Source organism: Streptomyces sp. NBC_00554, assembly GCF_041431135.1.
GTDB lineage: Bacteria > Actinomycetota > Actinomycetes > Streptomycetales > Streptomycetaceae > Streptomyces.
This window is the reverse complement of the sequence record NZ_CP107799.1, coordinates 3,723,298-3,736,109: the sequence shown is the minus strand read 5'-3', so window position 1 is coordinate 3,736,109 and position 12,812 is coordinate 3,723,298. Positions and strand designations below refer to the sequence as shown.

Annotated in this window: 12 protein-coding genes; 4 read left to right on the top strand and 8 right to left on the bottom strand. The window is 70.2% G+C overall.

Annotated elements, in window-relative coordinates; translation table 11 throughout:
- Nucleotides 1–106 precede the first annotated feature (106 nt).
- The 3 genes from OG266_RS16105 to OG266_RS16095 all read right to left on the bottom strand — a co-directional run bounded on the left by OG266_RS16105 (nucleotide 107) and on the right by OG266_RS16095 (nucleotide 3,365).
- A complete protein-coding gene (locus OG266_RS16105) occupies nucleotides 107–1,738 on the bottom strand; it encodes a phospho-sugar mutase (RefSeq protein WP_371546364.1) in 1,632 nt (543 codons plus the stop codon).
- Nucleotides 1,739–1,945: 207 nt separating this feature from the next.
- The gene (locus OG266_RS16100) at nucleotides 1,946–2,770 is read right to left on the bottom strand and encodes a purine-nucleoside phosphorylase (RefSeq protein ID WP_266455312.1); all 825 of its coding nucleotides are present in this window, start codon (nucleotides 2,768–2,770) and stop codon (nucleotides 1,946–1,948) included.
- A 157-nt stretch (nucleotides 2,771–2,927) separates the two neighbouring features.
- Nucleotides 2,928–3,365 (bottom strand): gamma-glutamylcyclotransferase, encoded by a 438-nt coding sequence (locus OG266_RS16095; protein ID WP_266455309.1) that lies wholly within the window; start codon nucleotides 3,363–3,365, stop codon nucleotides 2,928–2,930.
- Nucleotides 3,366–3,472: 107 nt separating this feature from the next.
- Between OG266_RS16095 and OG266_RS16090 the strand changes: the two genes are divergently transcribed.
- Both OG266_RS16090 and OG266_RS16085 read left to right on the top strand, forming a co-directional pair.
- The gene (locus tag OG266_RS16090) at nucleotides 3,473–4,921 is read left to right on the top strand and encodes an NAD(P)H-quinone dehydrogenase (RefSeq protein ID WP_266455306.1); all 1,449 of its coding nucleotides are present in this window, start codon (nucleotides 3,473–3,475) and stop codon (nucleotides 4,919–4,921) included.
- Nucleotides 4,922–5,088: 167 nt separating this feature from the next.
- On the top strand, nucleotides 5,089–6,054 hold the full coding sequence (locus OG266_RS16085) for a DeoR/GlpR family DNA-binding transcription regulator (protein WP_266455304.1): 966 nt from the start codon (nucleotides 5,089–5,091) through the stop codon (nucleotides 6,052–6,054).
- A 141-nt stretch (nucleotides 6,055–6,195) separates the two neighbouring features.
- Here the strand turns inward: OG266_RS16085 and OG266_RS16080 are convergent, their stop codons facing one another.
- A complete protein-coding gene (locus OG266_RS16080) occupies nucleotides 6,196–7,968 on the bottom strand; it encodes a biotin carboxylase N-terminal domain-containing protein (protein WP_371546361.1) in 1,773 nt (590 codons plus the stop codon).
- A 356-nt stretch (nucleotides 7,969–8,324) separates the two neighbouring features.
- On the opposite strand from OG266_RS16080, the gene OG266_RS16075 reads away from it, so the two are divergent.
- Nucleotides 8,325–8,807 (top strand): hypothetical protein, encoded by a 483-nt coding sequence (locus OG266_RS16075; protein ID WP_266455300.1) that lies wholly within the window; start codon nucleotides 8,325–8,327, stop codon nucleotides 8,805–8,807.
- 12 nt (nucleotides 8,808–8,819) lie between these two features.
- Here OG266_RS16075 and OG266_RS16070 read toward each other — a convergent pair whose 3' ends face one another.
- Together OG266_RS16070 and mmpB are read right to left on the bottom strand one after the other, a co-directional pair.
- Nucleotides 8,820–9,440: a nucleoside triphosphate pyrophosphatase gene (locus OG266_RS16070; protein WP_371546360.1), complete on the bottom strand. Its 621-nt coding sequence runs from the start codon at nucleotides 9,438–9,440 to the stop codon at nucleotides 8,820–8,822.
- 57 nt (nucleotides 9,441–9,497) lie between these two features.
- Nucleotides 9,498–9,626: a morphogenic membrane protein MmpB gene (gene mmpB, locus OG266_RS16065; protein WP_266455295.1), complete on the bottom strand. Its 129-nt coding sequence runs from the start codon at nucleotides 9,624–9,626 to the stop codon at nucleotides 9,498–9,500.
- Nucleotides 9,627–9,790: 164 nt separating this feature from the next.
- Between mmpB and OG266_RS16060 the strand changes: the two genes are divergently transcribed.
- Complete coding sequence (locus OG266_RS16060) at nucleotides 9,791–10,921, top strand: SGNH/GDSL hydrolase family protein (protein WP_371546359.1); 1,131 nt, start codon at nucleotides 9,791–9,793, stop codon at nucleotides 10,919–10,921.
- Between the two features lie 7 nt (nucleotides 10,922–10,928).
- Here the strand turns inward: OG266_RS16060 and OG266_RS16055 are convergent, their stop codons facing one another.
- On the bottom strand, nucleotides 10,929–11,138 hold the full coding sequence (locus tag OG266_RS16055) for an acyl-CoA carboxylase epsilon subunit (protein ID WP_266455289.1): 210 nt from the start codon (nucleotides 11,136–11,138) through the stop codon (nucleotides 10,929–10,931).
- 34 nt (nucleotides 11,139–11,172) lie between these two features.
- Nucleotides 11,173–12,771 (bottom strand): acyl-CoA carboxylase subunit beta, encoded by a 1,599-nt coding sequence (locus OG266_RS16050; protein ID WP_329545806.1) that lies wholly within the window; start codon nucleotides 12,769–12,771, stop codon nucleotides 11,173–11,175.
- Between the last annotated feature and the right edge of the window lie 41 nt (nucleotides 12,772–12,812).

Genomic DNA, 12,812 nt, shown 5'->3' with positions numbered 1-12,812 from the left:
CGGCCGGGTGTGGAGGTGCGTCAGCTGTCCCGCGGAAATCACCCGATGGGGTGGCCGGGGACGGCCGGTCCACCCCATCGGGTACGAGTACGCGTGCGGGTACGGGTCAGATGCCGGCGGCGGCCGAGAGGTCCCGCTTGATGGCGGCCAGCGACTCCGCCGCCTTCGTCCGCGCCGCGTCGAGCCCCTCGTGCGAGGCGACGGGCACGACGACCTCGAGGTAGCACTTCAGCTTCGGCTCGGTCCCGCTGGGCCGGACGATGACGCGCGCGCCCTCCAGCGTGTAGCGCAGCCCGTCCGTCGGGGGGAGCCTGTCGGTCCCCTTCGTCAGGTCCTCGGCCTTCGTGATCGCCAGGCCCGCGAGCCGGGTGGGCGGCTGCTCGCGCAGGCGCCGCATGGCGTTCGCGATCAGGGAGAGGTCCTCGACGCGGACCGAGAGCTGGTCGGTGGCGTGCAGGCCGTACTCGACGGCGATGTCGTCGAGGAGGTCGAGGAGGGTGCGGTTGCGGGACTTGAGCTCCGAGGCGAGTTCCGTGATCAGCAGAGCCGCCGTGATGCCGTCCTTGTCGCGTACGCCGTCGGGGTCGACGCAGTAGCCGAGCGCCTCCTCGTACCCGTACCGCAGCCCCTCGACCCGGGCGATCCACTTGAAGCCGGTGAGGGTCTCCTCGTACGGCAGACCCGCCTTCTCGGCGATTCGCCCGAGCAGCGAGGAGGAGACGATCGACTCGGCGAACGTGCCCCGCGCGCCGCGCTTCACCAGGTGCTGGGCGAGCAGCGCGCCGACCTCGTCGCCGCGCAGCATCCGCCAGCCGGCACCGTCCTTGACGGCCACGGCGCAGCGGTCCGCGTCCGGGTCGTTCGCGATGATCAGATCCGGCTGGGTCTCGTGGGCCTTCGCGAAGGCGAGGTCCATCGCGCCGGGCTCTTCCGGGTTCGGGAACGCGACCGTCGGGAAGTCGGGGTCCGGCTCCGCCTGCTCGGCGACGAGCACGGGCTCCGGGAAGCCGGCCCGCGCGAACGCCGCGAGGAGGGTGTCCTTGCCGACGCCGTGCATCGCGGTGTAGACGGTCCGGGCCGTACGCGGGGAACCCTCGGCGAGTACGGCGTCCGTGCGGGCCAGATACGCGTCCAGGACGCCCTCGTCGAGGGTCTCCCAGCCGCTGTCCGGGCGGGGGACGTCGGCGAGTGCGCGGACCGCGTCGATCTCGGCGGCGATCTCCGCGTCCGCGGGCGGCACGATCTGCGAACCGTCCCCGAGGTACACCTTGTAGCCGTTGTCCCGGGGCGGGTTGTGGCTGGCGGTGACCTCCACGCCCGCCACCGCGCCGAGGTGCCTTATGGCGTACGCGAGGACGGGGGTCGGGAGGGGGTACGGGAGTACGGCGGCACGGAGGCCGGCGCCGGTCATGACGGCGGCCGTGTCCCGTGCGAAGTCCGCGGACTTGTGGCGGGCGTCGTAGCCGATCACCACCAGGCCGTCCGTCTCGCCCTTGCCCTTGAGGTACGCGGCGAGGCCCGCGGCCGCGCGGATGACCACGGCGCGGTTCATCCGCATCGGGCCCGCGCCGAGTTCGCCCCGCAGGCCTGCGGTGCCGAACTGGAGGGTGCCGCTGAACCGTGCGGTGAGCTCCGCCGTGTCGCCGGCGTCGATGAGCTTGGCGAGCTCCTCACGGGTCTCCACGTCGGGGTCCTCGGCCAGCCACGCCTTGGCCCGAGCGATGAGTTCGTCCTGCACGTCCGGTGCGCCTCTCTGTTCGGTCGTACGTTGCTGTGTGCCCAGGGGTTTTCTCGCCCCCTCCGCCCCTACCCGTCCCGTACTTCCGGGCTACGCCCGGTTCAGCCCGTCCGGCGTTTGAGGACGAGGCCGTTCAGGCCGACAGCGGGGGTCTGGGGGCGGCAGCCCCCAGGAACGGGACGGGTAGGGGCGGAGGGGGCGAAAAAACTACAGCCGATCCAGCACCTGGGTGAGGAGCTCGCCCATGCGGGTGGCCGAGTCGCGGCCCGCCTGGAGGACCTCCTCGTGGTTCAGCGGCTCGCCCGTCATACCGGCGGCGAGGTTGGTGACCAGGGAGATGCCGAGCACCTCCGCGCCGGCCTCGCGGGCGGCGATGGCCTCAAGGGTGGTCGACATGCCCACCAGATCGGCTCCGATGACCCGAGCCATCCGGATCTCCGCAGGCGTCTCGTAGTGCGGCCCGGGGAACTGCGCGTACACGCCCTCCTCCAGGCTCGCGTCGATCTCCTTGCACAGGGCGCGCAGCCGCGGCGAGTACAGATCGGTGAGGTCCACGAAGTTCGCGCCGATGATCGGCGAGGTGGCCGTGAGGTTGATGTGGTCGCTGATCAGGACCGGCTGCCCGGGGCGCATGCCCTCACGCAGCCCGCCGCAGCCGTTGGTGAGCACGATGGTCTTGCAGCCGGCGGCGACGGCGGTACGGACACCGTGCGCGACGGCGGCGACACCGAGGCCTTCGTAGTAGTGGGTGCGGCCCAGGAAGACCAGGGCGCGCTTGTCGCCGATCTTGTACGAGCGGACCGCCCCGCCGTGGCCCTCGACCGCCGGCGGGGGGAACCCGGGCAGCTCGGTGACCGGGAACTCGGCCTCGGGTGAGCCGAGCGCGTCCACGGCCGGCGCCCAGCCGGAGCCCATCACGAGGGCGACGTCGTGGGTCTCGGCGCCCGTGAGCTCACGCAGTCGCGTGGCGGCGGCGTCGGCGGCCGCATGGGGGTCGCCCTGGATGTCGTCCGGAAGAAGAGATGCGTTCACGCGCATGAGGGTAGCTGGTCCAGGCCTACGCGCGTAGATGACAGAGCTCACGGTCTTGCGATCGTTGTCTTGTCGTTTCCAACAAGCGGAGGAGGCGCGTTTCCCACAATGGGGTGGGCAAATGGTGCAGAAAGGGACGGAAGTGAGGTGCCCTCCCTCAGCAGGGCCGCTTGCGCAGCTCCATCACATAGTCGTGCGGCGCCCCGGCCGATTCGGCGGCGTCGGCGAGCTCCCCCAGGTACCGCGCCGACGGGAGTCCCCCCTCGTACCCGTTGAGTACGTACACCCACGCGGCTTCCTCGCCCTCCAGCGTGTGCACCCGCACCCGCATCCGGCGGTAGATGTCGAGCCCGACACCCTCCCACCGGTCCATGGAGTCCTCGTCCAGGGGCGCGATGTCGTACAGCGTCACGAAGACCTGGGACCGCGGTGCCTCGACGATGGTCGCCAGCGCGCCTTCCCAGCCCATGTGCTCGCCCCCGAACGTCAGCCGCCAGTCGTTCAGCCAGCCGGTGGCGCGCAGCGGCGAGTGCGGTGCGCGGCGCGTCATGAGCCGCGGGTCGAGATTGCCGGCGTACGCGGCGTAGAGCGACATGGGGTCGAGGGTACGGCAGTGAAACGTGCGTCTCTCGCGTAACAGAAGCAGCTCGAATACCCCTATGGCGCCCCCCAGGGCGGAAGCACCTTGAAGCGTGCGGGACAATGGAGTACGTGACTCGGATCGTGATCATCGGTGGCGGACCCGGCGGATACGAGGCGGCCCTCGTGGCCGCCCAGCTCGGCGCGGAGGTGACCGTCGTCGACTGCGACGGTCTGGGCGGGGCGTCGGTGCTCACCGACTGCGTGCCGTCGAAGACCCTTATCGCGACGGCCGAGGTGATGACCACCTTCGATTCGTCGTACGAGGAACTCGGCATCATCGTCGCCGACGACACTCCACACATCGACGCGCCCGCGCGGGTGGTGGGCGTCGACCTCGGCAAGGTCAACCGCCGAGTGAAGCGCCTCGCGCTCGCCCAGTCGCACGACATCACCGCCTCCGTGACCCGCGCCGGCGCCCGTGTGCTGCGCGGACGCGCCCGCCTCGAGGGCATGCAGGCCCTGGACGGCTCCCGCAAGGTGATCGTGCGGTCCGCCGACGGCACCGAGGAGACACTGACGGCCGACGCCGTGCTGATCGCGACCGGCGGGCACCCGCGCGAGCTGCCCGACGCGCAGCCCGACGGCGAGCGGATCCTGAACTGGACCCAGGTGTACGACCTCGACGAACTCCCGGACGAGCTCATCGTGGTCGGTTCCGGTGTCACCGGCGCCGAGTTCGCCGGCGCCTACCAGGCACTCGGCTCGCGCGTCACGCTCGTATCCAGCCGCGACCGGGTGCTGCCCGGCGAGGACCCGGACGCCGCAGGCGTCCTGGAGGACGTCTTCCGCCGCCGCGGCATGAACGTCATGGCCCGCTCCCGCGCCGAGTCCGCCAAGCGGGTCGGCGACCGGGTCGAGGTCACCCTCTCCGACGGCCGGGTCATCAGCGGCTCGCACTGCCTGATGGCCGTCGGCGCCATCCCGAACAGCAGCGGGATGGGCCTGGAGGAGGCCGGCGTCAAGGTCAGGGAGTCCGGGCACATCTGGACCGACAAGGTCTCGCGGACCACGGCTCCCGGTGTGTACGCCGCAGGTGACGTGACCGGCGTCTTCGCCCTCGCGTCGGTCGCCGCCATGCAGGGCCGCATCGCCATGTACCACTTCCTGGGCGATGCGGTGGCCCCGCTGAACCTGAAGACCGTCTCCTCGAACGTCTTCACCGACCCGGAGATCGCCACCGTCGGGTACACCCAGGCCGACGTGGACGCGGGCAAGATCGACGCCCGGATGGTCAAGTTGCCGCTCCTGCGCAACCCGCGCGCCAAGATGCAGGGCATCAGGGACGGCTTCGTGAAGCTCTTCTGCCGCCCGGGTACCGGGATCGTGGTGGGCGGTGTGGTCGTGTCACCGCGCGCCTCGGAACTGATCCACCCCATCTCGATCGCGGTCGACAACAATCTGACGGTCGAACAGATCGCGAACGCGTTCACCGTGTATCCGTCCCTGTCGGGCTCGATCGCAGAGGTGGCACGGCAGTTGCACACGAGGAAGACCGAGAGCGGCAACTGAGCCCCACGGGCGACTCTCCGCTGGTCACGGGGAGTTGTCGCCCATTCGTACGGCATAGGCGGCATGAGTAGGCGCGTATACCACTTCATGCGCTGCCATGCGAACAACTTCTGTTATTCGGCGCAAACTGCTGAAAGCAGACGGTCGTTGGGGTTACTGTCAGTTTCGTGTTCGCTGCAGAACGTCGCCAATTGATCCTCGAAATGGTGCGAGCGAATGGGGCCGTGTCGCTCCGTGAGCTCGCCCGCGTCGTCCAGACCTCCGAAGTGACCGTACGGCGGGACGTGCGCGCACTGGAGGCAGAAGGACTCCTCGACCGCCGGCATGGCGGTGCGGTATTGCCGGGCGGGTTCACGCGAGAATCCGGCTTTCCGCAGAAATCGCATCTCGCGACCGCCGAGAAGACGGCCATCGCCGATCTCGCCGCGGGTCTCGTCGAAGAGGGCGAGGCCATCGTGGTGGGCGCGGGGACCACCACGCAGGAGCTGGCCCGTCGGCTCGCGCGGGTACCCGGGCTGACCGTCGTCACCAACTCCCTCCTGGTGGCCCAGGCGTTGGCCCATGCCAACCGGGTGGAAGTCGTGATGACCGGCGGCACCCTGCGCGGTTCCAACTACGCCCTGGTCGGTTCAGGGGCCGAGCAGTCCCTCCAGGGGCTGCGGGTCTCCCGGGCCTTCATCTCCGGAAGCGGGCTGACCGCCGAGCGCGGCTTGTCCACGTCCAACATGCTGTCGGCCTCGGTCGACCGCGCGCTCGTCCAGGCCGCCGCGGAGGTCGTCGTCCTCGCCGACCACACCAAGCTCGGTACGGACACGATGTTTCAGACGGTCCCGACCGACCTGATCACCCGCCTGGTCACCGACGAGCCCCCCGCCCACGACGACCGTGCCCTCACCGAACTGCAGGCCCTGGCCGACCAGGGCGTACAGATCACGGTGGCCGGGTCATCCGCGGGCGGCGGCGCTGGAGGCGATCCCGTCCCGGCGGGGCGTCCGCCACGCCGGGACATGCCGCTCCCGGGCCCGCGCCGCGGCCAAGTCCCCGGCTCGGCACCCCAGTTGCGCTCGGCCACGGTTCTGGGCGAGCAGTCCCCCGGGGAGCGCGCGAGGGTGGCGGACCTGCGCCGCCGCTGACCGACTCCGGCGGGGCGCGACTGAAAAGCTGAGCTCCGGCGGACGGGGAAAGCCGAAGCGCCCGGCGGACTGACTGCTCCAGTCCGACAGGCGCTTCGGGATGTCGTACGACCGTCTCCTACGGGTGGGCCGTGCGGGCCGTCAGTCCTTGATCTCGCAGATCGCGGCGCCGGAGGTCAGCGAGGCGCCGACCTCGGCGCTGAGGCCCTTGATGGTGCCGGAGCGGTGGGCGTTGAGAGGCTGTTCCATCTTCATGGCCTCCAGGACGACGACCAGGTCGCCTTCCTTGACCTCCTGGCCCTCCTCGACGGCGACCTTGACGATGGTGCCCTGCATCGGGGAGGCGAGGGTGTCGCCCGAGGCCACAGGCCCGGACTTCTTCGCCGCCCGCCGCTTGGGCTTGGCACCTGCCGCCAGACCCGTGCGGGCCAGCGACATGCCCAGCGAGTAGGGCAGCGAGACCTCGAGCCGCTTGCCGCCGACCTCGACGACGATCGTCTCGCGGTCCGCCTCGTCCTCGGCCTCGGTGTCCGCCGGAGCAGCGAAGGCCGGGATCTCGTTGACGAACTCGGTCTCGATCCACCGGGTGTGCACCGTGAACGGGTCGGCGGAACCGGTGAGTTCGGGAGCGAAGGCGGGGTCGACGACGACCGCGCGGTGGAAGGGGATGGCGGTGGCCATGCCCTCCACGTTGAACTCCGCCAGCGCGCGGGCGGCCCGCTGCAGGGCCTGCTCGCGGGTGGCGCCGGTGACGATCAGCTTGGCCAGGAGCGAGTCCCAGGCCGGGCCGATGACGCTGCCCGACTCGACGCCCGCGTCCAGCCGGACGCCCGGCCCCGACGGCGCGTCGAACACGGTCACGGTGCCGGGGGCGGGCAGGAAACCGCGCCCCGGGTCCTCGCCGTTGATGCGGAACTCGAAGGAGTGCCCACGCAGTTCGGGGTCGCCGTAGCCGAGTTCCTCGCCGTCGGCGATGCGGAACATCTCGCGCACCAGGTCGATGCCCGCGACCTCCTCGGTCACCGGGTGCTCCACCTGGAGGCGGGTGTTGACCTCCAGGAAGGAGATCGTGCCGTCGGTGCCGACCAGGAACTCCACCGTGCCCGCACCGACATAGCCGGCCTCGCGCAGGATCGCCTTGGAGGAGGAGTACAGCTCCTCGACCTGGGCGTCGGAGAGGAAGGGGGCCGGGGCCTCCTCGACCAGCTTCTGGTGCCGGCGCTGCAGCGAGCAGTCCCGGGTGGAGACCACGACCACGTTGCCGTGGGAGTCGGCCAGGCACTGCGTTTCCACGTGCCGGGGCTTGTCGAGATAGCGCTCCACGAAGCACTCACCGCGCCCGAAGGCGGCGACCGCCTCACGGACCGCGGAGTCGTACAGCTCGGGTACTTCTTCGAGCGTGCGGGCGACCTTCAGGCCGCGCCCGCCGCCGCCGAAGGCGGCCTTGATCGCGATCGGCAGCCCGTGCTCCTGCGCGAACGCGACGACCTCGTCGGCACCGGACACCGGGTCGGGTGTACCGGCCACCAGCGGGGCGCCGGCCCGCTGGGCGATGTGCCGGGCGGCGACCTTGTCACCCAGATCGCGGATGGCCTGCGGCGGCGGTCCGATCCACACCAGGCCCGCGTCCAGCACTGCTTGGGCGAAGTCCGCGTTCTCGGAAAGGAAGCCGTAACCGGGGTGGATGGCGTCCGCCCCCGAATCCTTGGCGGCCTGGAGCACCTTGGCGATGTCCAGGTAACTGGTGGCCGGGGTGTCACCGCCCAACGCGAACGCCTCGTCCGCCGCACGGACATGCAGAGCGTCCCGGTCCGGTTCCGCGTAGACGGCAACACTCGCGATACCGGCATCCCGGCACGCCCGGGCCACGCGGACAGCGATTTCGCCACGGTTGGCGATGAGCACCTTGCGCACGATGGCTCCCTCCTTGAAACAAGCCGAGTTTAGGGACTGCCGACACGAGCTTTCGACCCGTCCCCAATGGTGAGCTTGCCCACACGGAGTGTGATTCGAGGCGCGCTCGACCCGTGAAATCCCTTGTCGCGCCACGGCACACGGGATCCCTGCCCTGAACCCTAGCCCTCCTGTGTGGTCGAGGTCTCTGTGAGTCAGTGCTGCGTGCCACAGGGTTTCTTTGTCGAGTCCCTACGAATGGCCCAATGATTCTTTGCCCTCGGCAGAACCCTTGTCCCGAGGTTTACCCGTTAGTAGCGTTCAGGATGTACTCGAACGTACTTGTGGTAACAGCACACGGAAGCGGGTGGGGACCGGTGGTGCGCAGACCGGTTGCGTGGGTGGCGGCGATCGTGCTCTTCGTGGAGGCGATCGGCATCGCGCTGCTGAACTGGTTGCTCGGCACTGTCGTCGACAACCAGGACATGTCCCTGGCGGGGCTCGACCCGGACATGATGTCCATCTCCTCGAAGGTCGGGGGCCTGGTCTTCGGCGCCTACTTCGCGCTGTGCGGCCTCACCGCCCTGCTGGCCGCCGTGCGCGACCGGGCCCCGGGCCTCTTCGGCCGGATCCTCCTCATCAGCGCCGCGGTGGTGCACGGTCTGCTGGGCGCGCTCACGGTGGGCCTGGTCGGCTGGGGCGCGTTCGCCTTCCTGATGGTGGGGCTCGCGCTGATCGTGTTCACGCTTCTGGCGTTCGGCCGCCCGGCGGGCCCGGTCGACGCCGCGCCCGAGAAGGGCGGGAACGGAGACAACGGAGGCGCGCCGGTCGTGGCCCCTCCGGCCCCCTCGCCCTCCTGATCCCGCTCCCGGTCACTTCTCCCGCGGCGTCCACAACTCCGTGATGCCGACGCCCAGTTCGGCCAGCAGGCGGCGCACCAGTGGCAGCGAGATCCCGATCACGTTGCCGTGGTCGCCGTCGATGCCGTCGATGAACGGGGCCGAGCGGCCGTCGAGGGTGAACGCCCCGGCCACGTAGAGGGGTTCGCCCGAGGCGACGTACGCGGCGATCTCGGCGTCGCTCGGGTCGCCGAAGTGGACCACGGTGGACGCGGTCGCCGAGGCGTAGCGCTTGGCCGCCGTGTCGTAGACGCAGTGGCCCGTCTGGAGTGTCCCGGCGCGGCCGCGCATCGACTTCCAGCGGGCGGTGGCCTCCTCGGCGTCGGCGGGCTTGCCGTAGGCCTCGCCGTCCAGGTCGAGGACCGAGTCGCAGCCGACCACCAGGGCGCCCTGGACCTCGGGCTTCGCCGCCACCACGGAGGCCTTCGCCTCGGCCAGCGCCAGGGCGAGTTCGGCGGGGGTCGGTGCGCTGACGGCTTCCTCGTCGACCCCGCTCACGATCACCTCGGGGGCGAGTCCGGCCTGCCGCAGCAGGTTGAGCCGGGCAGGGGACTGCGAGGCGAGCACGAGACGGCGACGCGGCTGATCAGTCATGCGATCAGGGTATCGGCGCCGCCGCGATGATCGCCCTCCGTGTCATGTGGAGGGTGCTCACATCACGCCGAGGACGACCATCGCGAGCACCATGGCCAGCGCCACGAGAACACCAAGGCGCCGCAACATGTCCTGAGTGTCGCGGAGTTCCTTGGGGGGCTCGTTCTCGGGGTCGGACCACAGCATGTCTTCGATCGTGCGACGGCGAGGGGCCGGGCGCCTGAGTACGCGTACTCAACTTGCCCACCTCTCGCGTAAACGGGTCTGGGGTTTCTTTAGTGCGCCGCCTCCTGTTACCGTCGTGAGCGTTACTAAAGGAACTCTGGTCCCTTTAATGGAGGCAAGCTGCCGTGTTCACCACCGCCTGGACCGCATCGCCCCAGCTCCCCGCCGAGGGCTTCACCCCCAACTGGTCGCAGGAGGGCTTCTGGCGCCAGTCGCTGCGCCAGGTCGTACGCCTCACCGCGGGCGGCGGCCGGGTCCGTATCCGGCTGTCCAACGCGTACGGCACCTCGCCACTGCGGATCGCGGGCGCCACCGTGGCCCGTGCCGGCGAAGGAGCAGCGATCGAGCCCGGCTCGGTGCGGCGGCTCACCTTCGGCGGGGACGCCTCGGCCGAGATCCCCGCGCGCGGCCTCGCCGTCAGCGACCCGGCCGAACTCGCCCTGGAATCCCTGGAGTCGGTGACCGTCACCCTCCACCTCGACGCCGTCACCGGCCCCGCGACCTTCCACGCACAGGCCTTCGCGACCAGCCACCGGGCCCCGGGTGACCGCCTGGCGGACATCGGGGGCGAGGCCTTCGACGCGTCGTCCGAGTCCTGGTACTTCCTCTCGGCCGTCGAGGTCGACGCGGGCCGCAGGGACGCCGTCGCGCTCTTCGGGGACTCCATCACGGACGGCTTCGGCTCGACCCCCGGCGCGAACCACCGCTGGTCGGACCTGCTCGCCGAACGCACCGGACGACCCGTCCTCAACGCGGGCATCGGTGGGAACCTGCTGCTCAACGACTCGGCCTGGTACGGCGAGAAGGGCATCCACCGACTCGGCCGCGACGTCCTCGACCACCAGGGCGTGGGCACACTCGTCGTGCTCCAGGGGCTCAACGACATCGGCTTCAGCGAGACCGGTGAACAGCCCACCTACAAGCCTGCGCCGGTCGTGGAGGCCGGTGAACTCATCGACGGCTACCGTAAGTTGATACGGCAGGCGCGTGCCCGGGGTCTACGGGTGATCGGGTCCACCCTCCTCCCCTTCGGCGGCTCCGACCACTGGGGCGAGCACGCGGCGAAGGTGAGCCACGAGGTGAACGAGTGGATCCGCGGCGCCGGCGAATGGGACGCGGCGGTGGACCTGAACCGCGTACTGGCCGACCCGGCAGACCCGGACCGGCTGCACCCGGCGTACGACTTCGGCGACCACCTGCACCCCAACGACGCGGGGTACGCGGTGATGGCCGAAGCTCTCGCGAAACTGCTCTAGAGCCTGCCTAGCCGGGCCAGTACGTGCGGCCCCACGCCGTCGGGCCCGGCTGGGGCAGCCGGCGCGTGGCGATACGGGCCGGGTCGGCCCACGCGGCCCTGGCCCCGGGCGCGCCGGGCGGGGCCGAAGCCGCCGCCGCGGCGCGCGCCCGGACCACCGCCAGTGCGGCGGCCAGCTCCTCCGGGGTCGGATTGCCCCGTACGACCTTGATCGTCATTACCGCTCCCAAGCTTTTCAGGGTCTGGAGGGGTCTAGAGGGGGATGTTGCCGTGCTTCTTCGGAGGCAGCGACTCCCGCTTCGTACGCAGCGCACGCAGGCCGCGTACGACATGGGCGCGGGTGTCGGACGGCATGATCACGCCGTCGATGTAGCCGCGCTCGGCCGCCGTGTACGGGTTCAGGAGCGTGTCCTCGTACTCCTGGATCAGGCGGGCCCGGGTCGCCTCCTGCTCCTCCGCGGGAGCCGCGGCGATGGTGCGGCGGTGCAGGATGTTGACCGCGCCCTGCGCGCCCATCACCGCGATCTGGGCCGTGGGCCAGGCGAGGTTGAGGTCGGCGCCCAGGTGCTTGGACCCCATGACGTCGTACGCGCCGCCGAAGGCCTTGCGGGTGATGACCGTGATGAGCGGGACGGTCGCCTCGGCATAGGCGTAGATCAGCTTGGCGCCGCGGCGGATGATGCCGGTGTGTTCCTGGTCGACGCCGGGGAGGAAGCCAGGGACGTCCACGAACGTGATGACCGGGACGTTGAAGGCGTCGCACGTCCGGACGAAACGCGCGGCCTTCTCGCTCGCGTCGATGTCCAGACAGCCCGCGAACTGCATCGGCTGGTTGGCGACGATGCCCACCGGGTGGCCCTCGACCCGCCCGAACCCGGTGAGGATGTTCGGCGCGAACAGCGCCTGCGTCTCGAAGAACTCGGCGTCGTCCAGGACGTGTTCGATCACCGTGTGCATGTCGTACGGCTGGTTCGCGCTGTCCGGCACGATCACGTCCAGCTCGCGGTCCTCGTCGGTGACGGTGAGGTCCGCCTCCTCCGGGAAGACCGGGGCCTCGCTGAGGTTGTTGGACGGCAGGTACGACAGCAGCTGCTTGACGTACTCGATGGCGTCCTTCTCGTCGCCCGCCATGTGATGGGCCACGCCGGACACCGCGTTGTGGGTCCGGGCGCCGCCGAGCTCCTCGAAGCCGACGTCCTCGCCCGTCACCGTCTTGATGACATCGGGCCCCGTGATGAACATGTGCGAGGTCTGGTCGACCATGATCGTGAAGTCGGTGATCGCGGGGGAGTAGACCGCGCCGCCCGCGCACGGGCCGACGACAAGGGAGATCTGCGGGATCACCCCGGAAGCATGGGTGTTCCGGCGGAAGATCTCGCCGTACATGCCCAGCGCGCTGACACCCTCCTGGATGCGGGCGCCGCCCGAGTCGTTGATGCCGATGACCGGGCAGCCCGTCTTCAGCGCGAAGTCCATCGCCTTCATGATCTTCTGGCCGAAGACCTCGCCGAGGGCGCCGCCGAAGACGGTGAAGTCCTGTGAGAACACGGCGACGGGGCGGCCGTCGACCGTGCCGTACCCGGTGACCACACCGTCTCCGTACGGACGGTTCTTCTCCAGGCCGAAGTCGCTGGACCGGTGCTGCGCGAACTCGTCGAACTCGACGAACGACCCCTCGTCGAGGAGCAGCTCGATCCGCTCACGGGCCGTCAACTTGCCCTTGGCGTGCTGCTTTTCGACGGCGCGTGCCGAGCCGGCGTGCGTCGCCTCCTCGATACGGCGCTGCAGGTCCGCGATTTTGCCCGCGGTGGTGTGGATGTCGGGGTGTTGCAGCTCTTCCGGCTCGGACATCGGGATGCGGCTCCCTGCCTGCTCAATGGGGACGTGAGGGT

Excerpts from the sequence above, each read along its gene's own strand:
- mmpB (WP_266455295.1), bottom strand. The coding sequence starts at position 9,626 with ATGCTGTGGTCCGACCCCGAGAACGAGCCCCCCAAGGAACTCCGCGAC.
- OG266_RS16090 (WP_266455306.1), top strand. The coding sequence starts at position 3,473 with ATGGAGTACGTGACTCGGATCGTGATCATCGGTGGCGGACCCGGCGGA.
- OG266_RS16095 (WP_266455309.1), bottom strand. The coding sequence starts at position 3,365 with ATGTCGCTCTACGCCGCGTACGCCGGCAATCTCGACCCGCGGCTCATG.
- OG266_RS16055 (WP_266455289.1), bottom strand. The coding sequence starts at position 11,138 with ATGACGATCAAGGTCGTACGGGGCAATCCGACCCCGGAGGAGCTGGCC.
- OG266_RS16070 (WP_371546360.1), bottom strand. The coding sequence starts at position 9,440 with ATGACTGATCAGCCGCGTCGCCGTCTCGTGCTCGCCTCGCAGTCCCCT.
- OG266_RS16050 (WP_329545806.1), bottom strand. The coding sequence starts at position 12,771 with ATGTCCGAGCCGGAAGAGCTGCAACACCCCGACATCCACACCACCGCG.